General features: G+C 40.1%; 19 protein-coding genes. 17 read left to right on the forward strand and 2 right to left on the reverse strand.

Annotated features, from left to right (window positions below):
* Positions 1-927: 927 nt before the first annotated feature.
* The 9 genes from MKX98_RS05300 (at position 928) to MKX98_RS05340 (ending at position 12,381) form a co-directional block, all read left to right on the forward strand.
* Positions 928-1,779 (forward strand): hypothetical protein, encoded by an 852-nt coding sequence (locus MKX98_RS05300; protein ID WP_339221829.1) that lies wholly within the window; start codon positions 928-930, stop codon positions 1,777-1,779.
* 442 nt (positions 1,780-2,221) lie between these two features.
* A complete protein-coding gene (locus MKX98_RS05305) occupies positions 2,222-4,105 on the forward strand; it encodes a P-loop NTPase fold protein (protein ID WP_339221831.1) in 1,884 nt (627 codons plus the stop codon).
* A 14-nt stretch (positions 4,106-4,119) separates the two neighbouring features.
* The gene (locus tag MKX98_RS05310; protein ID WP_339221833.1) at positions 4,120-4,830 is read left to right on the forward strand and encodes a hypothetical protein; all 711 of its coding nucleotides are present in this window, start codon (positions 4,120-4,122) and stop codon (positions 4,828-4,830) included.
* Positions 4,827-6,233: a Qat anti-phage system QueC-like protein QatC gene (gene qatC / locus MKX98_RS05315; protein WP_339221835.1), complete on the forward strand. Its 1,407-nt coding sequence runs from the start codon at positions 4,827-4,829 to the stop codon at positions 6,231-6,233. Before MKX98_RS05310 ends, qatC begins: the two co-directional genes overlap by 4 nt.
* Positions 6,217-6,960 (forward strand): Qat anti-phage system TatD family nuclease QatD, encoded by a 744-nt coding sequence (gene qatD / locus MKX98_RS05320; protein WP_339221837.1) that lies wholly within the window; start codon positions 6,217-6,219, stop codon positions 6,958-6,960. The genes qatC and qatD overlap by 17 nt, the downstream gene beginning before the upstream one ends.
* 74 nt (positions 6,961-7,034) lie before the next feature.
* The gene (locus MKX98_RS05325) at positions 7,035-8,888 is read left to right on the forward strand and encodes a hypothetical protein (protein WP_339221839.1); all 1,854 of its coding nucleotides are present in this window, start codon (positions 7,035-7,037) and stop codon (positions 8,886-8,888) included.
* A 37-nt stretch (positions 8,889-8,925) separates the two neighbouring features.
* On the forward strand, positions 8,926-9,324 hold the full coding sequence (locus tag MKX98_RS05330) for an HNH endonuclease (RefSeq protein WP_339221840.1): 399 nt from the start codon (positions 8,926-8,928) through the stop codon (positions 9,322-9,324).
* A gap of 697 nt (positions 9,325-10,021) precedes the next feature.
* Positions 10,022-11,827: a group II intron reverse transcriptase/maturase gene (gene ltrA, locus MKX98_RS05335; RefSeq protein ID WP_339221841.1), complete on the forward strand. Its 1,806-nt coding sequence runs from the start codon at positions 10,022-10,024 to the stop codon at positions 11,825-11,827.
* A gap of 140 nt (positions 11,828-11,967) precedes the next feature.
* On the forward strand, positions 11,968-12,381 hold the full coding sequence (locus MKX98_RS05340) for a hypothetical protein (RefSeq protein ID WP_339221843.1): 414 nt from the start codon (positions 11,968-11,970) through the stop codon (positions 12,379-12,381).
* A 98-nt stretch (positions 12,382-12,479) separates the two neighbouring features.
* Here MKX98_RS05340 and MKX98_RS05345 read toward each other — a convergent pair whose 3' ends face one another.
* A complete protein-coding gene (locus MKX98_RS05345) occupies positions 12,480-12,992 on the reverse strand; it encodes a hypothetical protein (protein WP_339221845.1) in 513 nt (170 codons plus the stop codon).
* 536 nt (positions 12,993-13,528) lie between these two features.
* On the opposite strand from MKX98_RS05345, the gene MKX98_RS05350 reads away from it, so the two are divergent.
* From MKX98_RS05350 to MKX98_RS05370, 5 genes are all read left to right on the forward strand, one after another.
* Positions 13,529-14,047, forward strand: a complete 519-nt coding sequence (locus tag MKX98_RS05350; RefSeq protein ID WP_339221847.1) for an NUDIX domain-containing protein — start codon at positions 13,529-13,531, stop codon at positions 14,045-14,047.
* 515 nt (positions 14,048-14,562) lie between these two features.
* Positions 14,563-14,775, forward strand: coding sequence for a hypothetical protein (locus MKX98_RS05355; protein WP_339221849.1), 213 nt, complete (start codon positions 14,563-14,565; stop codon positions 14,773-14,775).
* Positions 14,776-14,933: 158 nt separating this feature from the next.
* Entirely contained in the window at positions 14,934-15,458 is a 525-nt protein-coding gene (locus MKX98_RS05360; RefSeq protein ID WP_339221850.1) for a hypothetical protein, read from the forward strand.
* Between the two features lie 264 nt (positions 15,459-15,722).
* Positions 15,723-16,223, forward strand: coding sequence for a DUF4190 domain-containing protein (locus MKX98_RS05365; RefSeq protein ID WP_339221852.1), 501 nt, complete (start codon positions 15,723-15,725; stop codon positions 16,221-16,223).
* Between the two features lie 452 nt (positions 16,224-16,675).
* Complete coding sequence (locus tag MKX98_RS05370) at positions 16,676-17,692, forward strand: carbohydrate-binding protein (RefSeq protein WP_339221854.1); 1,017 nt, start codon at positions 16,676-16,678, stop codon at positions 17,690-17,692.
* Between the two features lie 162 nt (positions 17,693-17,854).
* Here MKX98_RS05370 and hcp read toward each other — a convergent pair whose 3' ends face one another.
* Complete coding sequence (hcp, locus tag MKX98_RS05375; protein ID WP_339221856.1) at positions 17,855-19,540, reverse strand: hydroxylamine reductase; 1,686 nt, start codon at positions 19,538-19,540, stop codon at positions 17,855-17,857.
* A gap of 209 nt (positions 19,541-19,749) precedes the next feature.
* On the opposite strand from hcp, the gene MKX98_RS05380 reads away from it, so the two are divergent.
* The 3 genes from MKX98_RS05380 to MKX98_RS05390 all read left to right on the forward strand — a co-directional run bounded on the left by MKX98_RS05380 (position 19,750) and on the right by MKX98_RS05390 (position 23,924).
* Positions 19,750-20,772 (forward strand): 2-oxoacid:acceptor oxidoreductase family protein, encoded by a 1,023-nt coding sequence (locus tag MKX98_RS05380; protein WP_339221858.1) that lies wholly within the window; start codon positions 19,750-19,752, stop codon positions 20,770-20,772.
* A gap of 2 nt (positions 20,773-20,774) precedes the next feature.
* On the forward strand, positions 20,775-23,069 hold the full coding sequence (locus MKX98_RS05385; RefSeq protein ID WP_339224321.1) for a thiamine pyrophosphate-dependent enzyme: 2,295 nt from the start codon (positions 20,775-20,777) through the stop codon (positions 23,067-23,069).
* A 288-nt stretch (positions 23,070-23,357) separates the two neighbouring features.
* On the forward strand, positions 23,358-23,924 hold the full coding sequence (locus tag MKX98_RS05390) for a hypothetical protein (RefSeq protein WP_220686461.1): 567 nt from the start codon (positions 23,358-23,360) through the stop codon (positions 23,922-23,924).
* The last annotated feature ends 39 nt before the right edge of the window (positions 23,925-23,963 follow it).

The following is a 23,963-nucleotide window of genomic DNA, read 5'->3' on the forward strand; positions in this document are numbered from 1 at the left end:
TACTCAACACATGTGGAGAGTGTGGCGGTGTTGATGAGGGATTGATGTAATTAGCAATCAAAGTTTGCCCAAAGCCTAAAAAGTCTACCTAAAGCCTAAATAGTTTGCCTAAGAGCTGAACGAAAATCAGGGATCCACTCCTGTTTTTCCTCGGCTCTTTTTTCTGCTTGATGGGGAAGAAACACTCCATACTCCTTGATAAACCAGGTTTTTCCTCCGATTTTCCCTCTGACTATCTAAGCACTGTCCCAAGAGTTTCCCTTTTGTTTACTACTGCCATTAGGCAGACTTTAATTGCTTTTCTTGCACCCGATTCTCCCCGTCTAAGTCTGTTTTTCTCCCGTTCTTATGCAAACTTTAATTGCCCAAGAAATTGGGGGGAATGGGGGAGGAAGGGCTGAGAAGCCTTGTGGTGTAAGGATTAGTGAAACGGTGCATGTGGGAGGATTTTAGGTAAACTTTTTTTGCTAATGACATAGTAGTGATATCAATAGGGATTACACGGAATATAGGATGATTTTAGACAGGGATCAGGGAAATAAAAAGCATCATGCTTGTGGTGCAAGTAAGGTACTGAGAAAAATGGACTCAAAATTGGAGTCCAATCTCTCCAAATAACCCAGTCTACCTCATGTTGTAGAGAGCAGGGATTTTACAGATAAAAAAACTTCTCTTGGGGGGCAATTAACCACGGATGTTCTAAGTAATGATGACCATGAGGAGTATTTAAAAAAGAGTTCGACTGTGGAGATGTAAATGCAGATTTGTTCAAACGAATAATTAACGTTTATTTCAATAACGACCCTGACCTTGTCATGTTGTTTGCCAAATGAGAACTTAACGTTTTTATGTACGAAGTAGAGGGTTATTGGTGTAAATTAGAGAATTTAGAAGTGTGCATTAATTAATAGGATGGAGAGTGATAAGGTGAATTATTATGCAGAGAGAAAGAATATGTTAGACAAGGATTTCTCACTGAGCCTTGTAGATCTTAAAAAGTATTTTTATCAAACATACAAGTATTTCGATGATAAGGGTTTTTTTACTGTTGCTTTTTATGGTGTTACAAAAGAAGAAAGATATCATGGAAGTTACCAAGTCTTAGCCCCAACAATGTCCCCATCACCAGAGATTTTTTTTATCAACCACTTGAACAGCACAGATATTTTACCTATTTTGGATAACTACGAGTATTATAAAGAAGCTGAACTTTTCACTATTATAGAAATTCTGTATGACCACATCGGATATTATGACTTTGAAAAAGATCAGGTTATAATGGAAGAACCGAAAAACGAGTTCGCAACACACATCAATAATTTATTAAAACGTTATGATAACGGATATTATTTGGACGAGAAGCATGGTTTCATTATGGAACAGCCCAATGAAGCTTTAAAGGAAATGATGCACAGCGAAGTCCCTGTATCGATGGCGGAAAATGTATATGAACAATTAACAACAGCTACGAAAATGTACTACCGATTTGATTCCAATTTAGAACAAAAGAAAAAAGCAATAAACATCTTAGCGGATATTTTAGAGCCTATTCGTAATGAACTAAAAGATCTTTTAAACGATGAGTTTAATATCCATAAGAATGACCACGATAAACTTATTTTCGGGGTAGTTAATACTTTTCAAATTCGGCATGACAATGATAAGCAGTTCAAGGAATATAGTAAACCAATCTGGTATGATTGGATGATGCATTATTATTCAAGCGTAATCTTAACATACTATAGATTAATCCAGAAATCTCAAGATAAAATCAGTTGAGCACAAGCCCTTCCATTGTACTTTAAATGGAGGGGCTATTTTTTCACAAAGTCGGCCGACAAGAAAAATTAGTATACCACTAAGTCGATCGAATTTCAGGCATTCCCCTGTGTTCACTCGGCTTTACTTTTCCAACACATTCCGGCGCAGACCGTAATCTTCTGCCGCTGATTCAGGCCCTCGATTTTGCCCATGATGCAAAATAAAAGTTAATAGAATTTACAATCCTACTGCCAGCGGCAGAGATTTATACTGAAAACGTGCCTTTTCGGAATATTTTACGTACCATATACCTATAAGGTGCAGGACAATATTACCATTTGTCGAATCAATAAGAATAATAGGTTTTTTTGTATCTCAGGGATATTGACTAAACTTCAACCGAGATTTTCCATCGTCGAATTCAAATAAAATCTTTCTATTTAGCAGGGGAGGATGTTTTATGTGGGCAGATAATGCTTCCAAGATAGATATGCTTTCTTTTGAACCATATGCTGAATTATTGCACGAAATGGCACTAAGCGAGCGAATAAATCCATTAACAATCGGGCTTTTCGGTAACTGGGGAAGCGGGAAGTCTACGGTTTTAAACTTAATTGACAAAAAGATTACAGCAGAAACAAATAAAAATGTCGTGTCCATCTTTGTTAACGCATGGATGTTTGAAGGGTACGATGATGCAAAAACTGCATTGATGGAAGTGATTTTAAGAACACTTGAAGACAATAAAGGCATCAAAGAAAAAGTCGGAGGAGCACTCAAAAAGTTAAAAGATAGAGTGGATTGGTTTAGATTAGGGGGATATGCATTAAAAAAGGGGACTCCTTTACTTCTAAGTGCGGCATTCGGAAATCCTATACCAATTTTGTTGGAAGGTTTAAAAACAATAATTCCCAAAGACCAGAGTCAGGCCGAAGAGAAAATTTCTCAATTACTTGAAATGAAAGAGTTTCTTAAAGATCTTCCCGAAGATAACGTTGTTCAGAATATCAGAAAATTTCGTGAAGAGTTTGAACAGATGATGGATGATTCGGGATTAGATAATTTAGTCATCATTATTGATGATTTGGACAGATGTAGCCCAGATCGCATAATTGAAACAATGGAAGCAATTAAGCTATTTTTATCTGTGAAAAAGACAACTTTTATAATTGCAATTGATGAAGATGTTGTGAGTTACGCAGTACAACGAAAGTACCCTAAGATAGATGACGCCTCACTTGATATTTCAAAGGATTACATAGAAAAAATTGTTCAAATGCCTATTAAGATACCTGAGTTATCGGATATTGAGGTGAAAAATTATCTACTGCTCTTAGTTTGTGAAATGTTTCTTGGAGAAGCCCATTTAGATAGGTTGCTATCTGGATTGAAGGAAAGAAAAGTGTTTGTAAAAGGGGAGATTATAAGTCAGGAAGAAATTCGCTCAATATTAGAAAATGAAGGAAATGCTTTAGATATAGTTTTTAAACCAGGTCATAATAAAGAAGATTTTGAAATGCAGTTGGATGTGTTCGGAAGAGTGGCAGATGTTATTTCGACTACATTGAAAGGAAATCCGCGTCAAGCAAAAAGATTCATAAATACCTTTTATGTAAGGAAGAAACTATCAGAGATTCAAAGTCTTGAACTTGATTTAGGGATACTTGCTAAGTTAATGGTTCTGGAATACACCAATCTTGATCTTTTCAGAGAGATGTATTCGTGGCATATAGCAAATGAGGGATTTGCCAGAGAACTTGCACCGTTAGAAAAGTTTTCTATTGATGAAGAAGCGCAAAATATTGAAGAAATGAAGCAGCTTTATAGTAATGCATGGTTTAAACCGATTGTTCAACATTGGCTAAGAGTTGAACCAACTCAATTGTCAGAAATGGATTTAAGACCATATTTCTACTTAGCAAAGGATTCAATTAAAGAGAAAAATATCTCAATGTTGAATTTGACGGCTGAAGAGAGGAAATGGGTTAACGACATATGTATCGACGGCCTACAGGAAACGTTGAGACAACAAAAAATAGTGGAGTTTAATGAAGCAGATGTTGATCATTCGAAAATTATAAAGGGAATTATTGCTAAGTATCAAACAAATAAAGAATCTATTCTAAAGATATTAGTCAAATTGTACGAATTGTTCCCAATACAAAGGGAAGAATTGATGAAGGAATTCAAAAAGATGAGGAAAGTTGAAATGTCGCCAACAAACGTAATGTTATTTAACTTAGTCAAACGAGTGAATGTTCAGCACTACGACGATTTAAAAAAATATTTTATTGAAGAGGGAATAGTAGAAGCTGAACTTTGGGATAGAGTAGCAAGAAGATAGAATGGAGGTGAAGTATGGGTACTTCAAAAGGGTATTTACCACCAACTGGGCATTTATGGAGTGAAACAAAAAGAGCAGTTTCCAGCATGAATAGAAATGGCTATAGTAGTAACTCCATTGGAAAAGCCGTTTCAAGCTTTTCGAAAGCAGGTAGTGGTACGAGAGGTCAAGGAAATGTTGCAATAGGAACTTCTGGAGCCAAAGTTTTAAATTTTGCTGACCTCGTTAGAAGTATCGGGCTAAATAACGCTCTTAATCAAGTGGGTTTAGCACATTTGGTTGGTCAAGATCCTCAATTAATATTTGAGGGATTAGTAGATTATTTTTCAGAAGGAACAGATTCCCTTCAGCAATCAATTGCAGATCAGGCTATGCAGGAATACATGGCTGAAATGATGGGGAGTGTACGCAGCGAAGAGGAACTTAATGATGCTTTTACTAAAATAGAGCCTGATATGTTCATACAAGATTTTTTAACAAAATATGTTCAAGTATCTTTCTTCATTAATTTTGCTGAAAAAATCAATGCTCTTTGTAAAGATATTGGACAGGCTTTGAAAATGCAAGAGAGGATAAAAGAGTTTATAAGGCTTGAAATTACGGATAATTACAAACGTGACAGTTTAAAAAATATGGATTGGAGAGGGAGAGAAGGAAGAGAATATATTGAAAAAAAGTGTGACGAGGTATGGGGAATATTTGAACGGTGGGGTGATTCTGAGTGAGCAATATATGGATTGTGAAAAATGAACAAGAAGTAGATGCTCAAGGAGTAACATTTAATCTATCATCTAAAAACAACAAGTCTAATATTAAGACAGACATAGAAAATTTGTGGCGAATGTTCAGGTTGGAGAATGTATCTCCAATAATCGAAGATTTTTTAATCATTGGAATGGCGGTCTTTACAGTCGATAAGAAAATATCAAGAAAATCCTCGACGGATGGGTGGAGCAGGGAATTAAACGTACACATTCCCGTATTAGAAATTCAGAAATGGTTATCCGTCAAAACTAAGTTGGAAAAAACACTTTCTTTTTTAAGCGGTGATTACTGGAACTTATCATTCTATGCTACCGAAGAAAGATTCAGAGGCGATAAGATTAATAAAGATTATAGTGTAAAAAATCGAGTCTCTTTTGACTGTGTTTCTCTATTTTCAGGGGGATTGGATTCGTTCTGTGGTGCATTAAGACTCATGAATGAAAAGATGAATCCCTTGTTTTTGGGTTTTAAGGAGTATTCATTGCTTATCAAAAGACAGCAGGATCTTTTCAAATCAATACAAGAAGCCTATGATCAGCAAAACTCAGACTTTGTTCAATTCAGTGTTACGCCAAGTAAGCCTGTAAATATAAATGAAAGCGTTGTTGGTGAAAGCACAAGCAGGAGTAGATCATTTTTATTCATTACAGGTGCAGTCGCAGTTGCTTCAGTTCTTGGAGACAATACTCCAGTGTTTATACCTGAGAATGGATTCATTGGTATCAATGTTCCTTTAACGCAAAGTAGAAGTGGAAGTTGTAGTACCCGAACAACACACCCGTATTTTATAAAATTATTAAATGAGGTTCTTGATGAAATTGGGGTTACTCATCAAGTGAAGAATTTCTATTCTGCAAAGACAAAAGGAGAAATTGTTGCTGAACACAAAAATAATGTGGTATTTCAAAAGCAGTTTAAAGAAACCTTATCTTGTTCACATCCATGTCAGGGCAGGTATGATGGAGTTAGCCCACCTGTAAATTGTGGTTACTGCTATCCTTGCCTCATACGTAGAGCTTCATTAATCGTTAATAATTTTTTTGATGATCGGTATAATCCCAATTATACATTAAATCGAAGTTTTATCGAGAAACATAATATTCTTGATGGGAAGGCAAGTGACCTAAAGGCTGTTTTGTTCACTATGAAAAGATACGTGGAAAAAAGACATGATCAATCGTTTGTTAGAAAATTACTTCGTATACAAGGTCCTTTAACGAATGAGGAGTTAAACTCCTATGAGAGAGTTTACAGAGAATCTCTAAAAGAGATTTTGCAAATGATTGATTATGAAGAAGTAACTAACGGCGGGGGATTAAAGAATTATATGGATCTGAAGGAAAGCTATGAAGAACTTTGTTGATTTTCATGTTCATATTGATTACTACCCGAACTATAAGGCAATCTTTAATTCCTATAACAATCAAAAGATCTATACGTTATTTGTTACGAATTTTCCAGAAGTATTTAAAAAGGCTAAAGATACTTTTCAAGAATCAAAGTACGTCAAAATAGCATTAGGGTATCACCCAGAAATGATCAACATAAGACCATTCAAACAAACGTCATTTGATAAATACCTTGAAGAAACTAAATATGTAGGTGAAGTCGGGCTGGACTTTTCTAAAGATCATATTAAGAATCGTGACGAGCAAATCAGAATTTTTCGCCACATTTGTCGTAAAACCGCTGATGGGAATAAAATAATGTCTGTTCATTCACGTAATGCAGAATCGGATGTATTGGCAAATTTAAAGGAGTATGGAGTCAAGCATGCCGTCTTCCATTGGTACACAGGGAGCATAAAGAATCTACAGGATATTATTGAATCAAATTTTTATTTATCTCTAAATCCATCAATGCTAAGGACAAAAAAGGGAAAAGAAATAATTCAAAGCATACCTTTACGACACATCTTGATTGAAACTGATGGACCGTATAGTAAATATAATAATCGCCAGACTATGCCAGAAGATATTCCTTCAATGTATCGTGATTTTGAAAATTTCTTAGGAATTGAAAATTTACGGGATATTGTTTTTGAAAATCTAAGTAGATTGCTTCTGGCTCAACAAAAGAGTCATTGTTGATAACAAAAGAAATTTAGGAGGTGAACCATGCCGCATTTGCGACGTGGATTGGTATGTTAAACAGAGAAAATGTCGTGAGATTAGCTGATCAATTACTCATAGAATCTAAAGAGATCAAAGATAATGAAGGAAAACACGAAATCATTAGAAAAATTGGAGATTATATTTATAAGAGAGTGGCTGAAATAAAAGAAATATGTTCGGTTGAGAAATATAATATTTATTTTAATGGGAAGGTTGCCATAGGTAAATCTACTGCCATATGCAATTTGTTTAATCTAATTGACGAAGATAAACTGGTTGTTGGAAAAAAATTATCAGATGCCATGCTTTTAAAAACAGCATCGGGAAGAACAACTGTTTGCGAGACTATATTTGTACAAATTCAAGACAGTGAGAGTAGAATTGTTATTGAACCTACCAAGTTAGAAGACTTTAAAGTGCTGATAAAAGAATATTGTAAAATGATTACTCCAAATGAAATAAATAATGAAAAAATTATATCTGAAGAGTTAAAACGATTTATTGAGAACATGTTAGACATTCCAACAAGCATTGTTAAAAATGAAGAAAAATATAATTATCTCAAAGAGCGTTTGTTAGAGAATAATACAACGGATAAATTTGAGGAGACTCTTCTTGAGTTTCTTAATTACGAGAAAAGAAATAAAACAGAGCACTTCTGCAATGAAACAAATTTTAAACAGTGGCTCAAGGAGACTTATGAGAATATTAATGACGGTAAAGTTAGTGAGAGTCCTTTGCCTGAAAGGATAACTATATATCTGAACAAAAGAGATATTGACTTGGAGATGCCTTCATTTCTTAATAAAATTATCGACACGAGAGGAATTGACGGAGGGGAACGTAAGGATATTCAAGATGCTATTGTGGACTTAAATAGTATTTCCATTATGTGTGATGAAATAGGTGGTTTTGGTGAAAACTCTACTATATTAAATATATTAAATCAAACGCTTATTAAAGAAAATCAAGATTTAAACTTCAGGGTTTTCATTGCAGGTATTGAGAAAGGAAATCAACTCGAAAAAGCCAATAATTCTAATGGAAATAGAGAAATGGGTAAGAAACAAAAAATTGGTGAAGCAACAAATAAGCTAAGAGGTATTAATTATAATCAAGATAATTTTATCTTTTATAATTCATTTTACGGAATAGATTATTCGGATAAAGAGAAAATTTATGAACTTGATTTTATCGAGTACGATAAGGAAAAATCTTACTTTTTTGAAGCCGTTGAGAACGGACTCAAGAGAATGTACACAAAATATATAAAAGAGCTTACGGGGCATTTGGAGAATATTCAATTTTTAAACCAAAATAGCATCACAAAGGAAGCATTAAATAAACTTGAACAATGCAAAGAAATAGTCTATAAAGCAAGATTAGAAGTCAGAGAGGGAACTTATGATTTTGTAGGTGATTTTCGAAGCGAAATTATGAGTGAACACCCATCAGTGTTAAGAGCTTCAGTTAATAGAATGGGAAAATACTATAACTTTAATCTATATGAAATGGTTCATAAACTTGGAGGAGAGGAATTTAAGCAGAAGTGTTTTGAAATTAAAACACGAATGACAGGAGAAATCAATGGGATTTTTCATGGTGGTGACAAGATTGAATCGATATGTAAGCAATCCCTTGAATCTAAAATTGATTCAGAATACGACAATTATTATAAGAAAAACCGCGAATCTTACTTTAAAATAACTGAAGAAGAAATGTACAACTCCGAGTCTTGGGAGAAACCTTTAACATATTGGGGAGATGGGACTGGTCAATATAGGTATAGAGTTTGTGAGGATTTAACAGTAGAAATTCGCAAGAAGAACATAGAACAAGCACTTAATCAATTACAAAATACAGAATTGTTTTATGAAGAAATATTAAGTTTTCTTGATTTCTAAGCAATTAGTAATGGTCAAGGGAATGGAGAGTGAAAGAATGGCTATTACGGTAAAGACACGAAAAATACTTTGGGCTAAATCTGCTAATCGATGTAATTTTAAGGATTGTAGAAAAGAACTGTGCATTGAATCTGAAAAGGATAAACATACTATAATCGGTCAGGAGTGCCACATTGTTGCTAAGAGTTTAAAGGGTCCAAGAGGAAAAAGTGACTTACCCACTACAGAGAGGGACAACTATGACAATTTAATTTTATTATGTGGAGATCATCACACTGAAATCGACAATAACGCAAAAAAGTATACTGTAAAAGTTTTAGAGGAAATAAAATCCAAACACGAAAAGTGGATAAAAAAGACACTATCGTCTGAACAGATTGAGGAATTGGAGTTTTATTTTGATGAAGTAGTGGTTTTCGATGAGGACTACGAGTGACTTGTTCTGCTATAACCGCTTAATAGAGGGAAAAGCAGAGACTTAATTACTTAAGTCTAACTCTGCGGCCGAGGATTGGAATGAGGGGACCAAGTTTCCTGAAACAATCCCATTAATCTCCTGCGTGCGTAACACGGGCAGCGTGTTAGGTTCGAAGCACAGGTAAAGTCGGCAGAAGGAAGGCTAGAGCCACTCATCCTGAGAAGGTATGCCAACTGATATGCCGGATGGCTGAAAAGCTAGCTATGGTGAGAATGATCTTCAGATCTGACGAACCTCCGAATGTACGGGTCTATATTCATAACGTATGGAAACATACGTCCTGACAAAAGATCAGGGTGGACGGCGTAAAGTACGATTGTAGTCTAGGAAATACGCTATATCGAACTAAGGCGATATCCAGTCCACAGGCTCAAAGGATGCACCTAAGGCTCAGCACGAATAGCTAGGTCACAGGGAACAAGGAAAGCAAGGAACGTCGTAATAGCGGACTGCCATCCCAGACGGCTACTATAAGGCAAAACATATGCCGAAATGTACTAATCCTTGTGAGAGTAGAGGCACGACCGATGATATTCCTGTAATGGGTTTGGAGGAACAGCCTCAAGTCTTTTTAAATTAATATCAATTTTCCAAAAAGTGAATTGCACCGATCAGGTAGGAACGTGGGAAATCTCCTGAAAGAGGTGATGCCACAGTGCAAACTCTACGTTACTGGGACTACTATGACATGACGAGTACCTTTACTGACCTATATGAAAACGCTCAAAAAAGGATAGCTTTTAACAATCTCTATGACCTAATAACTATGAAACAGAATATCCTTTTGGCATACCGCACCATAAAGTCAAATAAAGGCTCGGTTACACCCGGAACAGATGGCAAAACGATTGAAAACCTAAAAACACTAACAGATGAAGAAATGGTACTCCTAATAAGGAGAAAGCTACTGAATTATCAACCAAAGAAAGTTAGACGAGTCCTTATCCCCAAGCCTAACGGGAAAAAAAGGCCACTGGGTATTCCCTGTATAACCGATAGAATCATTCAGCAATGCTTCAAACAAGTTATTGAACCCATTGCTGAAGCTTACTTCTACAAACATAGCTACGGCTTCAGACCAGTGCGGTCAGCACATAATGCCCTTGCCAGAGTGCAACATTTAATTAATATGGCGAACCTCCACTATGTTGTAGACGTAGACATACAAGGGTTTTTCGATAATGTTAATCACACATTACTCTTAAAACAGCTATGGAACATGGGAATAAGGGATAAAAGAGTACTGAGAATCATCAGCAAAATGCTAAAAGCTGAGATTGAAGGAGAAGGTACCCCATTAAAGGGCACTCCACAGGGTGGAATTTTATCACCACTATTATCCAATATCGTACTAAACGACTTGGACCAATGGGTAGCTGGGCAATGGGTAAATTTTGAAACCCAATATGCGTATGCGGGGAACTTTCACAGAATTAGAGCACTCAAGAAAACCAACCTCAAAGAAGGTTACATTGTTCGATACGCAGATGATTTCAAAATACTCTGCCGCGATTGGAAGACAGCCCATAGGTGGTACCATGCAGTCAGACTCTATCTCAAGGATCGTCTTAAACTTGACATCTCACCCGAAAAATCACAAATCGTGAACCTTAGAAAACGAAAATCTGATTTCCTAGGGTTCACTATATGGGCTGAGAAAAAAGGAAAAAAGAGAGTAGCATACACGGGCATAAACAACAAAAAGAAAGAACAGCTCAAGAAGGAAGCAAAAGATCGAATCAAAACAATACACAAATCGCCCACTGCACAAAATGCACTCTTGTTCAATAGCTTTGTACTTGGAATCCACAGGTACTTCTCACGAGCAACACATGTTAGTGTTGAGTTCGCACGACTTGCCTATGATCTGAAAGCATTCACTTACAATCGTCTAAAAGCAATCGGGAAATATCAACATCCAAATATTCCACCACCAACCTACAAAAAGTTCTACAAGAATAACTACAGAACTTTTAAAGTTGCAGGAGTATTCCTATTCCCTTTAAGAGATGTGAAAACGATGAACAACTTATGTTTTCAACAAGATCTAAACCCATTCACATCTGAAGGTAGAACACTACTTCATAAGAAATTAAATCCGGAAATAAATTCTGAGATTATTAAACTCATGAAGTCCAACATCCCGGATCGGAGCATCGAATATCTGGATAACAGGTTGAGTAGATACAGTATGAAGGCGGGGAAATGCGAAATTTCAGGCGTCTTCCTTACCGCTGAGGAAGTACATTGTCATCACCTTCAACCCCTTCACCTTGGAGGAACGGACATGTACAAAAATCTACGAATCCTACACAAAGATATCCATAAAATAATTCATGCATCAATACCGGAGACGATTGTTAAACTCATGTCTACCATTGAAATTTCTGAATCCATAATTCAGAAGATCAACCAGTACCGTAAAATGAGTAACTTGGAACCTATTGATATAAAAATCTAAAAAGATGGAGCGCCGTGTGCGATGAAAGTCGCACGCACGGTGCGGAGAAGGGGAAAAGGCGGTGATCGTATCAAATCCTTACCTATTTCTATTTAAATGAAATAGTAGAGTGGATTGAAACAAATACCGAATATGATGAAATGAAGAAGAAGCATGTTAAACAAGCTATAAATAGGCTTTCCTATTTTGATAAGAAAACGAGGAAATTGCTTTTAAGTATTATTAATTATCATATTGATAATAATCAGATTGACATACGTTCAATCTGTAACAAATTAGTGAATGATGGCATATTTACTGATTCAGAATTTTTTGGTGGCATTAGAGAACTTGAAAGACATGAATATATTGAATTTGACGATACATTTGAAGTTGTTGAAGTAGGAGATGAAGCTGTTATTCTTGATGGTGAATCTGAGTCCAAGTATAAATATTTGTTGAAATCAAGCTGGTTTGGCAAATATGGTAAAGTGCTTCATGCAATTCAAAAGTATATTGATAACAAAAAATTATTTAAGGACCTGATTGTTCAACTTGAGTATGGAATAATATAATTTCAGTTGTACGCTCTGATTACTATTTAACAAATAAAATTGTTGGCACGGTACCGATAAATATAAAAAACCAGGGATTCAATATCCCTGGCTTATTGTTAAGCGAATAGCTCATTTATTGCATTTGCAATATTTCTCAACGCTTCATTGTTGTGTCCAAATATATGTTGTTCGTTAGGGTGGAAAGACATATTTCTAAACATTCGCAAAGTTTGGTAGTAATCTTTTCTATTTCGATCTATCACTCGCCGTTTAACTAAGTTATTAATTTTTTTAGACAATCCAACATCTCTTCCACTGGAATCCACATTTGTACCTATAACTTCTTCATGTTTATACGATATAGCCGCTTCAAAGGCTTTAATCGCTTGTTCATTTGCTAATGTGAAAAAGGCCCAGTACAAATATCCATAGGCATACAATGCTAATGCTGGTTCAAATAATGATTTAATTCTTTCTGGAACTTTTTTATCAAGGTATATGTCTTGTATAGATTCTATATAGTCTTTCTCCGTGATTGGCTCTAACTTACCCGTTGCGGTGTCCAATTTCCCGAAAAATTGAGTGGTTTCATCAGCAGAGTAATAGTTTTCAAAGGTTATCTTTTTCATTTAATTCTCTCCTTCTAATGTTTATTGTAACTGAGAGTTGTTGAAAAGTCCTTTACCAGCAAATAAACTCGTATTAAGCAATTGAAAGTCGTATCAGAGTCGAGTAGATGTAGGATTACTTCCTGACATTTGCTCGACTTTTCTTTTTGGGGCAGGAGCAGGAATTAGGGGGAAGGCAGGAGATTGCAGGATTCTTCTTGAATCATATCTCAGAGGCTTTCCTCAGGCGACTCCTGTGCCTTTTCACACGCTCTGTTACCCGTCCATGATACCGACTTTAAATTGCATTTCCCAATCCCTCCTAACACCCAATCCCTGTCTTATCCCCTGCATTTCTCGATACGACTTTAATTTGCTCAAGTTGTCGGACAATTGAAGGAAAGCGCGAGAAAAATCAGTCGGGACAAGGGTTTGAGCAATTGAGATGGTTGGGAAATGGCGATACGACTTTATTTTCATATAGTAGGGATTGAAAAGTGATTCATTCAGATTTATTCGGTTTACGGAGCAAATGGCGGGGGGATGAGGGTGAGTTCATGCAATTGATAAAAAGGATAACAGATAGTGATATTCTTGGTGGTGCTCCTGAATTTATGGAGACCATATCACGCTATGGGTCAAGAGGTGTATTAGTTGATGACATGTTTAATGTTGCCATGATGTACATGTCAAAAATTAACCTTTATAAGTTGCCTGGCGGGGGGATAAATGAGGGTGAGAATAGCAGGGATACTTTTTTACGTGAAATAAAAGAAGAGACAGGTTATGAAGCCGAGATCATCCATGAATTGGGGTACATCGAGGAGCATAAGAGCAAAAATAACTTCATGCAGTATTCCTATTGTTTCATTGCAATAGCAAACAAAAGTATCGGTAATACGATGCTTACTGAAAGCGAATCGCAACTTGGTATGAGGGTTGAATGGATGGCGTTCGAAAAAGCGTTAAAGGTGATGGACTATTCAGAAATAAATTGCGATGATTATTCAACTAAATTTATGATTTTACGTGATAAGATTATTCTTGAAAAAGCAGTAAATATATTAGGAGTATAAGAAGCAACAACAATATGCTACAGCCTAATGTCATACTGCGAGCCGAGCGAATGGGTGCGCCTTTAATCGAACAAGTTCGTATGTTTTTGTATTTACGTGTGGGACATTGAACGATTATTTTCAGACTGGAAGAGAGGGGGAAAGGAATGGGGTGTGCAAAGTTCAAAAGTGGAGAGTCCTTGAAAAGATTATCAGAGCTGAGCAGATTCAGGATTATGTCCTGACATTTGCTCGGCTTTTTTTTGCTCTTTTTCCCAGCTTCTTTATCTTGAAGTATCGGGCTTTTTCTCGATTATTTCCTCTGAATAATCGTTTCCTTAGCTCATAATTTCTCTTCCTGCCTTTTGGCTCAAACTTATTTTGCTCTTTGGGATTGGGAATAGGAGAGAAATGGCTGGGATGCCATGTAGCAATGAGTTGTAATGAACAAATAATACAGGATTTTATTAGCAAGTCTCGAATTATTAATACATAGTTCATCACATCGTGGTCATATTGATTTAAGGGGAATAATTATGAAAATCTCAGTAAAGATGAACGGTAGATACCGAAATTTTCATTTTGATGCCTATTCTGAATTTACATATTTAAAACTTGTGTTTACAAAAGTAATGAGCAACAGAGATAAGAAAACAGGTGAGTTGTTCCCAATACCATTTGAAAAGGATAGAATTTTATTAATTCAATTTTCATTAAAGATAAGCACAAGTTTATCCAGCTTGAGATGAGAGATGTCAGTGGAGTTAAGTATTTCATTGTTGATGGTAAAAAACGATTTGATCTCAAATGGCTGTATCAAAAACATCAGGTGAAGAAGGTGGGGCCAAAGGTAGCAACCAAATATACGAATGGAATTAACACAGGTAAGAATGTTTGAACCTTTGGTTTGGCGTTGTTTCCTGATGTTGTCTCTGCTGCAGCAATGAAACCGAAGGATATCCTTGCTGAAAAGTATCCTAATGAAGTGGTTAAAATCGTCAAAACCGATGACATTAACAAAGACAAGAAAAAAGAATCGTTTATTCTCACTGAATCAGGTAATTTTTATCTGATTAACGCAAAGGGACATGTTGTTTTAATTAATACTGGCATTATAAGTGATGAAGGCTTTGAACCACCGACGATCCAAGTGTTTACCGTATCGAAGAATGAGAAACATGTGGCTGTCACGTTCTCTTATTTCCCCTCAAATACACAACTATATGTATATCGACTTCAGCATGGGACCTTGAGTAAAGCTCTTCAATTAATGGGGGATCAGGGAGTTTACATTGATTCAAAGGGTAAAGTACATCAGTACTGGAAGAACCACAGAATCGAAGGCGGCTGGGATCTGGCAGAGGGAATATTCACCTGGAATACAAAGACCAATAAGTACAAAGGTTCAGGAAAATACGTGCGACAGAGTTAATTCTATGGAAATATAGGGCATATGGAATGTTGCGCACTGTTAATCAGGAAAGCCTAAGGCGAAGCCCTTGGGCTCTTTCTGTTTTATAACTAAAGCCTATCCAAAAATTCCCGTGCAACTACTGCTCCATCTATTTGCCGAATTATCGCTTCACGATACCCTGTCTTGCTATCGGGGTCGCTCCGATTGTAAAGAGGATATTGGAAAGTTTTGTCGAATAGTTCTAAATAACTACTTACACATATCAGAAGGGGGTCAAAAGAAGTGAAACAAGACACTAGAACTACTGCATTCAATCAGCCCAATAGGACAACGCCCGCCCAAGCTAACAGGACCGTTAGCAGTAAATCTAGGGCGGCTAGTCCTCAAGTAAACAGGACAGCAATCAATAAAGTGGGGGGAGCGGATGGTCCTTCCGGTAACACAAGTAAAACAACAAAAGCCGCCATGAAGAATCAGCCAAAGGATAGACTAGGGCAAGCTGTAGTATCATTAGTATTCGGTATATTCGGAATATTATTTTTCATAGTAGGAATGTTAAAGTTGGGCTTTGATTCCGAGTACAGCTACATGCCTTCGACAGGTACTATGGCCACAATTCTCTTTGCTTTTATACTTAGTGTTGTAGGTTTTTTCTTAGGTATTATTGCAAGAAAATCTTCTAAAGGAAGAGGTATGGCGATAGCGGGAATTACCCTAACAATATTACCCGTTGTCGTCATGATATTAGTTATTGGCGCGGGACTGGTACTAGTCTATAGGTAGTGGTAAGGTGGGTTAAATTTTGATACACCCCGTCAATTATTGAACGGACTATCTATCTACATATGACTAAATTGTTGATAAAACGGAGAATTTTGATATGCAGGGGCGAATAGGCTCCTGTAATTTGTTATCACTGTCAACTCGTCCCATGTGGAGTGCTGCGCATTGTTAGTGCGTTAGGTGTAGAACGCAATTAAAGTCATCTCAAAGCCTATAAAGTCGTGTTAAAGCCTAAAGTTGTGTTACAAGCCGGGTGAAATTCAGGTATCCACTCCTGTTTTTCCTCGGTTTTTTTATTGAATCCGTCCCCCTTCATTTTTCCATAGTCTTTCTTCTGTTTTTGTGGAATTAATTTAGAAAATGGAAATAAAGTAAGATAATAGTACAGCAAAAACCTGTGGCATGTCTCATGGGAGCGCTACAGATACATAAAGAAACAAGGAGGTTTGAAAATGACTAATAAAAGGTTTCATTTTAAGCCCGTATCACTTTTGGTAGTTTTAGCAGTATTTCTATCCACATTTTGCGCAGCCTTACCGTCAGTGAGCGCAGCCGCTAGAGGAGCATGGGCTCCAAATACCGCATATGCAGTAAATGACACAGTAACCTATAGTGGAAGCACTTATACCTGTCTTCAGGCACATACTTCTCTCGTAGGTTGGGAACCGTCCAATGTTCCTGCTTTATGGCAGAAAGGCGGAAGCGGTGGAACTACGCCACCAACCACTCCACCGACAACGAACGGAGTAACATTCTATGCAGATATAAACTATGGAGGAAAAGCAGTGACACTCGGGATAGGCAATTATACACTGTCTCAGTTGAACGCAAACGGAATTCCGAATGACTGGATGTCGTCTCTTAAGGTTCCAAGCGGTTGGACGGTTGAAGTATATGAGAATGATAATTTTGGAGGAACCAAGTGGACCTTTACTTCAGATTCTTCCTGGGTTGGCAGCACGATCAATGACAAAATGTCATCGGTCAAGATTTATACGGGTTCACCACCTCCTACAGTAACTAAGCCTGCCGAGGTTCCAAGCCATATATGGACATATGTCATGAATGCGGACAATGCCTATGGGAAAGGCGGAGATTTTGCTTTATTGTTAAGTGCTGTTATCAAAAAGGAAAGCAGCTTTGGCGCAGGATTACCAGGTAGTCCATCGGCCGGCGACGGATTGATGCAGGTAGAACCAAACACACGCAATGCGTATTTATCTCAATTCAGCTCAAAATTTGGCCGTGCGTATAATCATAGCAGTGAACAAGATCAGGTATATCTGGGTGCGTTAATTTTAAATGAGAAGATTACGAAGTTTGGAAATATCTACAACGGATTATTACACTACAACGGTGGAGATAACTGGTATCCGGGAGCTACGGATTCTTATGGCCGTCCTATCCTGGCAGATCAATATGCAGATGCCGTTTACGCTACTTACAAGGGCTATGGTGGTAAGAATTAAGGGGTTACATTGATAGGTAAATTGAAAAATAGCGACGTGGAAGGATTTCCTTGTTGAGTGGGAGCGGCTTATTTAATTTGAAAGGGCATGAGTTACCAAGCAGATCATTGCTTGCATAACCCATGCCCTTTTTTTCTTTATCAGGTTTTCTTCGACTACTAATTAGGCGCCAAGGAACATCTTCATGTCATCTTCCACATTGGTAATGCCGCCGATACCGAAGTTTTCCACGAGGACTTTGGCAACGTTAGGCGACAGGAATGCAGGGAGCGTAGGGCCCAGATGAATATTTTTAACGCCAAGATACAGCAGGGCAAGCAGCACGATCACCGCTTTTTGCTCATACCAGGCAATGTTGTAGGAAATCGGCAAATCATTAATATCCTCAAGGCCGAATACTTCCTTCAGCTTCAATGCAATCACGACGAGGGAGTAAGAATCATTGCATTGACCAGCGTCCAGGACCCGAGGAATACCGCCGATTTCGCCTAGATCCAGTTTATTGTATTTGTATTTGGCACAGCCTGCCGTTAGAATGACCGTGTCTGTTGGAAGCTCAGCCGCGAAGTCGGTGTAATAGTTGCGGGATTTCATCCGTCCATCGCAGCCGGCCATGACGAAGAAACGGCGGATCGCCCCGGATTTCACGGCATCGACGACTTGATCGGCCACGTTCATCACAGCGGCATGAGCGAAACCGCCGATGATCTCACCTGTTTCAAGTTCCGTTGGAGCCGGGCATCCTTTCGCTTGCTCGATTAGTAGGGAGAAGTCTTTGGGAGCACCGTCTGTTCCTTCCGGAATATGGCGGACACCCGGAAACCCTGTGTTGCCTGTTGTATAGATACGGTCCTTATAACTGTCTTTCGGTGGAACGATACAGTTGGTCGTCATTAATATCGGGCCGTTAAAAGCTGCGAATTCGCTATTCTGCTTCCACCACGCATTCCCGTAATTGCCTACAAAATGCTCATATTTCTTGAAGGCCGGATAATAGTGGGCAGGCAGCATTTCACTGTGCGTGTACACGTCCACGCCGGTTCCTTCCGTCTGCTTCAGCAGCTCCTCCAAATCCTTCAGATCATGGCCGCTGATGAGAATGCCGGGCCGGTTTCTTACCCCGATATTGACCTTCGTAATTTCCGGATTTCCGTAAACCGAGGTGTTCGCTTCATCCAGCATCGCCATGGCGTTTACGCCGTATTTACCGGTTTCCATCGTCAGAGTTACCAGATCCTGCACTTCAAGGCTGTCGTCAAGGGTGGCGGCAAGTGCGCGGCGCATAAAACGGTTTAATTCGTGATCATCCTTCTCCAGATGAAGCGCGTGGTACGTATAAGCAGCCATCCCCTTCAAGCCGTAAGTAATCAATTCGCGCAGCGAGCGGATGTCTTCATTGCGGGTCGAGAGGACACCCACCGTACGTGCTTTTTCATCAAAAGCAGCTTCGTTATCCGCCTGCCAGACGGCAGCATCAGGGAGATTGGCGGTTCCTTCCGGATATTGTTCGTTATAATAGGTGCGCACCTCGCCGCGGAGCTCGATCGCTTCCCGGATTCTTCCCACAAAAACCTCGCGGTCAAAGTTGGCGTTCGTAATCGTTGCAAACAAGGAGTCCATCATAAACAGTGATACGCGCTGTTCAAGCTCCTCCGGCAGCCGGACATCCAGACTGAGAAAAGAGATACCTTTTAACAGATAAATCAGCAAATCCTGCAGGTTTGCCACATCATGCGGTTTGCCGCATACTCCGACAATGGTGCAGCCTGTTCCCTTGGATGCTTCCTGACATTGAAAGCAGAACATGGACGGCTGATGCTCTAAGGTCTCTTGGGCGTTGTTATTCATTATTTTCTCCTCCAATTTCGTGATTTTTTGCCTAAAGGTCAGTATAAAATTGCCTCGCAATTGGACTGTTGAAGACAGTATACTTCGCTCCCACAACCGACATAGTGATTGGAATCACAATTTTTTTAAGTTGTGAGTATAATCACAAACCCGGTCCTCTTCTTCTTTTAAACTGGAATTAATGACCTAAGAAGAAATGAGGAGAGAACATGTCGATTTTACCTCAAAAGAATGAACTGGGATTTTTCGAGATTCGTCTCGAATCCATCGGCGGGCTTGGCGCCAATCTGGCGGGAAAAATGCTGGCCGAAGCCGGGGTGACCGGCTCCGGACTTAACGGTTCGAATTTTTCCAGCTATGGTTCGGAGAAAAAAGGGTCGCCCGTGAAGAGTTTCGTAAGGTTCTGCGATCCCCAGGTGGAAATCCGCGATCACAGTCCCATTGAGCAGCCGCATGTCGTCGGTGTATTTCATGAAGCATTGTATAAGACGATCGATGTCATAAGCGGATTACAGCCCGATGGAACGGTGCTTGTGAATACGGCGCGAGCCCTATCCGAAGTGGCCGTTGATCTGAACATGACGCAGGGAACGCTGGCCGTAGTTGATGCGCTGAAGATTTCCGTTGAGGAAAAAACCAAAGTGAATACGGCCATGCTGGGGGCTTTGTTCCGGATTTGTAGCTTCCTAAACCCGGACGATATGCGGCAGGTGATCCGCACAACATTTGAGAAAAAGCTGCCCCACCTCGTGGAACCGAATGTGCGGACTTTTGACAGAGGATATAACGAAGTTCAGTTCCTTTCCTTGGGAAATGGCTCAGAGCTTATAGACAAAATTTCCTTCGCAAGACCGCAGCCGATGCTTGGATATGAAACGCAGGAGCTGGGCGGGATTCTGAACGTTACGGCGAACAGTGTCCTGAAGGATCTTAGCAGCTCCCGGCAGGGATATTTGCCAGAGTACAAGATCGAGGACTGCATTCACTGTGCCGCCTGCGATACGGTATGTCCGGATTTCTGCATCGTGTGGGAGAAGAAACCGGATAAGCGCGGGAATATGCAGATGTTTATGAGAGGTATCGATTATCAGTATTGCAAAGGCTGCTTGAAGTGTATCGAAGCTTGTCCGACCACCGCTTTAGCTGCCATGTTAGAAGAGCCGCATTATGCGGAGCAGCACCGTGTGCCGCAATCATTTCCCTATATAACCGCGGAGGGAGTCCGATCATGAATATGCAAATTCAAGAAACAACAACGGAGAACAAGCCGGCGGCTGCTCAAACGGCAGTCTTCGAATCGGGCAACGAAATGGCTGCCATGGCGGCTGCCCAGATTAACTATCACATTATGGGTTATTTTCCGATTACACCTTCTACGGAAATCGCCCAATATCTTGACATGATGCGTACACGCGGCGAACATGACATCAAGCTGATTCCAGCTGACGGTGAACATGGATCGGCGGGGATTTGCTACGGTGCGGCCGCAGCCGGAGCACGGGTGTTCAATGCTACCAGCGCGAACGGTTTCCTGTATATGATCGAACAGCTTCCTGTGCAGGCGGGCACACGTTTCCCGATGGTCATGAATCTGGTGACGCGTGCGGTTAGCGGACCGCTGGATATTCGCGGTGACCATTCGGATCTTTACTACGGCCTGAATACCGGCTGGGTGATTTTGACCGCCCGTTCACCGCAGGCCGTGTATGACATGAATATCATGGCGCTGCGTATCGCCGAACATGAAGACGTACGCCTGCCGGTCATTGTAGCTTATGACGGATTTTTTACATCGCACCAGAAACGCCGGGTACACATATTTACGAACCGGGAAATCGTTCAGGCGTTTGTAGGGGAAATGGCACCTGAATATCCACATGTACTGGACGAGAACAACCCGATCGTTGTTGGGGCTTATATGAACGGCGACGATTTGATGAACAACCACTACCAACAGTCAAACGCCATGTACCGTGCGGGCAAGGTATTCAAGGAAGTGGCAGAGGAATACGCAGCTTTATCCGGAAGATCCTATTCGCCGCTTGATCTGTATCGCATGGAAGACGCAGAGGTGGCTTTATTCCTGCTCAATTCGGCGGCTGAATCCTCCAAAGACGTCGTGGATCGGCTGCGGGCGAAAGGAATTAAAGCGGGCATAATCAGCCCGAATATTCTCCGTCCGTTCCCGGCAAGAGAAATCCGCGAGGCGCTGACAGGTGTCAAAGCGCTGCTGGTTGGCGAACGTGCCGATTCTTATGGTGCACACGGGGCCAATCTGACCCATGAGGTCAAAGCGGCCCTGCAGGAAATCCGTGGTCCGCAGCCTATTGTGCTGTCCCGCATATTTGGACTTGGCGGGAAAGACTATTACGCGGATGATGCGGAAGCTTTTTTTGCCTTGACGATCGAGGCTATGGAGCTCGGTTATGCCAAAGTGCCGTTTGATTATTACGGCCAAACACCGGGAGCTGAGGAGCAAAGACTGCAGCCGGTCATTGCCCCGATGAATGGAGACAGCTTTAAATCTGGCCTGATCACCGTAAAGGTGGATGAAGAGACAAGTAAACTATCCGTTAAAGTACCGCCGATGCGGGCGCTTGCCGCGAAACCGAAACGGTTTGCTTCCGGTCACGGAGCCTGCCCGGGCTGCGGTATTTTCCCGGCGCTGGAGCTCTTTTTCAAAGGGATTGAAGGCCATGTCGTTACTTTATTCCATACCGGCTGCGCTTATATCACAACAACGGGTTATCCGTATAACTCGCATAAGCAGAGCTTCATTCATAATCTGTTCCAGAACGGACCGGCTACTTTATCCGGCACGGTAGAAGCGTTCCTTGAGAAGAAACGCCGCGGGGAAATCGAAGTTCCTGAGGATTTCACTTTTGTGATGGTGACCGGCGACGGCGGCATGGACATCGGGATGGGTTCGGCCATCGGGACGGCGCTGCGGGGCCATAAACTGATCATTCTGGAATATGATAATGAAGGCTATATGAACACCGGTGCACAGCTTTCGTACTCTACGCCATTAGGGCACATGACGAGTACGTCCGGTGTCGGCAAACAGCAGCAGGGCAAAGCGTTCCATCATAAAGATACGGTGCAAATGATGGCAGCGGCGCATATTCCGTATGTATTCACGGGGACGGAAGCATTTCCGCAGGATCTTGTGAAAAAGGCGGCGAAAGCGCAGTGGTACGCCCAGAATGTAGGTACCGTCTACGGCAAGCTGTTGATCACATGCCCGCTGAACTGGAAATCGAGCGACAAGGATGGGGAGAACATCGTCCGCGCAGCCGTGAATTCAAACTTCTTCCCACTGTATGAAGTGGAGCAGGGAGAAACGAACATTACGTACGATCCTGGAGCGAAGAAAAAACAGGTGCCGCTCAGCGACTGGCTGAAATACATGGGCAAATCAAGACATCTGCTCAAGGAAGAAAACAAAGAAATACTTGGCGAATTTGAAAAAGAAGTGGAGCGGCGCTGGTCGATTCTGAAAGCGAAACACGAGAACCCGCTGCTATAAAATATTCAATTCAGCATACTAGGATTTAGCCCTAGCAGCTAAATATATGCATCCCGAATCTTGGACACAGATATAACGGTCTAAAAAAGTACCTGCTCCTCCTTTGAGCAGGTACTTTTTGTGGTTGCGATCGATTAGATATTTTCTTTTCTATAAAGGGGAGAAGCAGATACTCCATTCAATATGTGGGACATGTTAGGGTTGTTTTTTGGCAGGGGTTTATTCATACTGAATACGATGTACGGATGGATACCGCGCCCCTCAGGGTTTGAAAACATAGGAGGAACCATGTCCTGGAGTAAATTGAAGCAACAGCTGGAGAGTTTTCTCAGTCCTGCATTAGCCGGAAGAGTTGAATATCGCGCAACCGGTTATCGTTATTTACCTGATAAAGCAGGGCTTTGTTATATTTCGGTAGATAAAAAGAACGTACTCCATATGAGTGATAAAACCAGCTCCATAAGGTGGTATCAGACGGAGCTGGAAATTAAGAATGATCCTAATATCCAAATTCCGATCAGCGATGATGAATTGGAAGCCGTCAGAAAGGAAACGAAAGGGACTGTTCCAGAGGATCGTCTCAACGTCATTGCAAGAAATAGAAAAGTATCCGTACTCGCAAAGGAGCTTTTGTCAGCACAGGCTGCATTAAGTAAATCCAATTTTGTCGCTACAGCGAATAAGTTCTTATCTACTTCTATAGAAGAAAGCATGGAGAGCGATGATATCTTATTGAATATTCTAGCCTTGGTAGACAGACGAGTTGGCAAAAAGCGGATTGTAAACATGGCAGATAGGATGAAGCTAAAGCATCCGATTGTGCAATATTTTTATGAACTGCGGCGCCGTGCGTGATGAGCATAAATCATTTTCGTTGAAAGAATCATATTGCAC

Source organism: Paenibacillus sp. FSL W7-1332 (assembly GCF_037969785.1).
Lineage (GTDB): Bacteria > Bacillota > Bacilli > Paenibacillales > Paenibacillaceae > Paenibacillus_AQ.

Bases quoted from the DNA above. Each gene is read 5' to 3' on its own strand.
- MKX98_RS05305 (WP_339221831.1), top strand. From the start codon at position 2,222: ATGTGGGCAGATAATGCTTCCAAGATAGATATGCTTTCTTTTGAACCA.
- MKX98_RS05310 (WP_339221833.1), top strand. From the start codon at position 4,120: ATGGGTACTTCAAAAGGGTATTTACCACCAACTGGGCATTTATGGAGT.
- qatD (WP_339221837.1), top strand. From the start codon at position 6,217: ATGAAGAACTTTGTTGATTTTCATGTTCATATTGATTACTACCCGAAC.
- MKX98_RS05330 (WP_339221840.1), top strand. From the start codon at position 8,926: ATGGCTATTACGGTAAAGACACGAAAAATACTTTGGGCTAAATCTGCT.
- MKX98_RS05340 (WP_339221843.1), top strand. From the start codon at position 11,968: ATGAAGAAGAAGCATGTTAAACAAGCTATAAATAGGCTTTCCTATTTT.
- MKX98_RS05345 (WP_339221845.1), bottom strand. From the start codon at position 12,992: ATGAAAAAGATAACCTTTGAAAACTATTACTCTGCTGATGAAACCACT.
- MKX98_RS05350 (WP_339221847.1), top strand. From the start codon at position 13,529: ATGCAATTGATAAAAAGGATAACAGATAGTGATATTCTTGGTGGTGCT.
- MKX98_RS05355 (WP_339221849.1), top strand. From the start codon at position 14,563: ATGAAAATCTCAGTAAAGATGAACGGTAGATACCGAAATTTTCATTTT.
- MKX98_RS05370 (WP_339221854.1), top strand. From the start codon at position 16,676: ATGACTAATAAAAGGTTTCATTTTAAGCCCGTATCACTTTTGGTAGTT.
- hcp (WP_339221856.1), bottom strand. From the start codon at position 19,540: ATGAATAACAACGCCCAAGAGACCTTAGAGCATCAGCCGTCCATGTTC.
- MKX98_RS05380 (WP_339221858.1), top strand. From the start codon at position 19,750: ATGTCGATTTTACCTCAAAAGAATGAACTGGGATTTTTCGAGATTCGT.
- MKX98_RS05385 (WP_339224321.1), top strand. From the start codon at position 20,775: ATGCAAATTCAAGAAACAACAACGGAGAACAAGCCGGCGGCTGCTCAA.
- MKX98_RS05390 (WP_220686461.1), top strand. From the start codon at position 23,358: ATGTCCTGGAGTAAATTGAAGCAACAGCTGGAGAGTTTTCTCAGTCCT.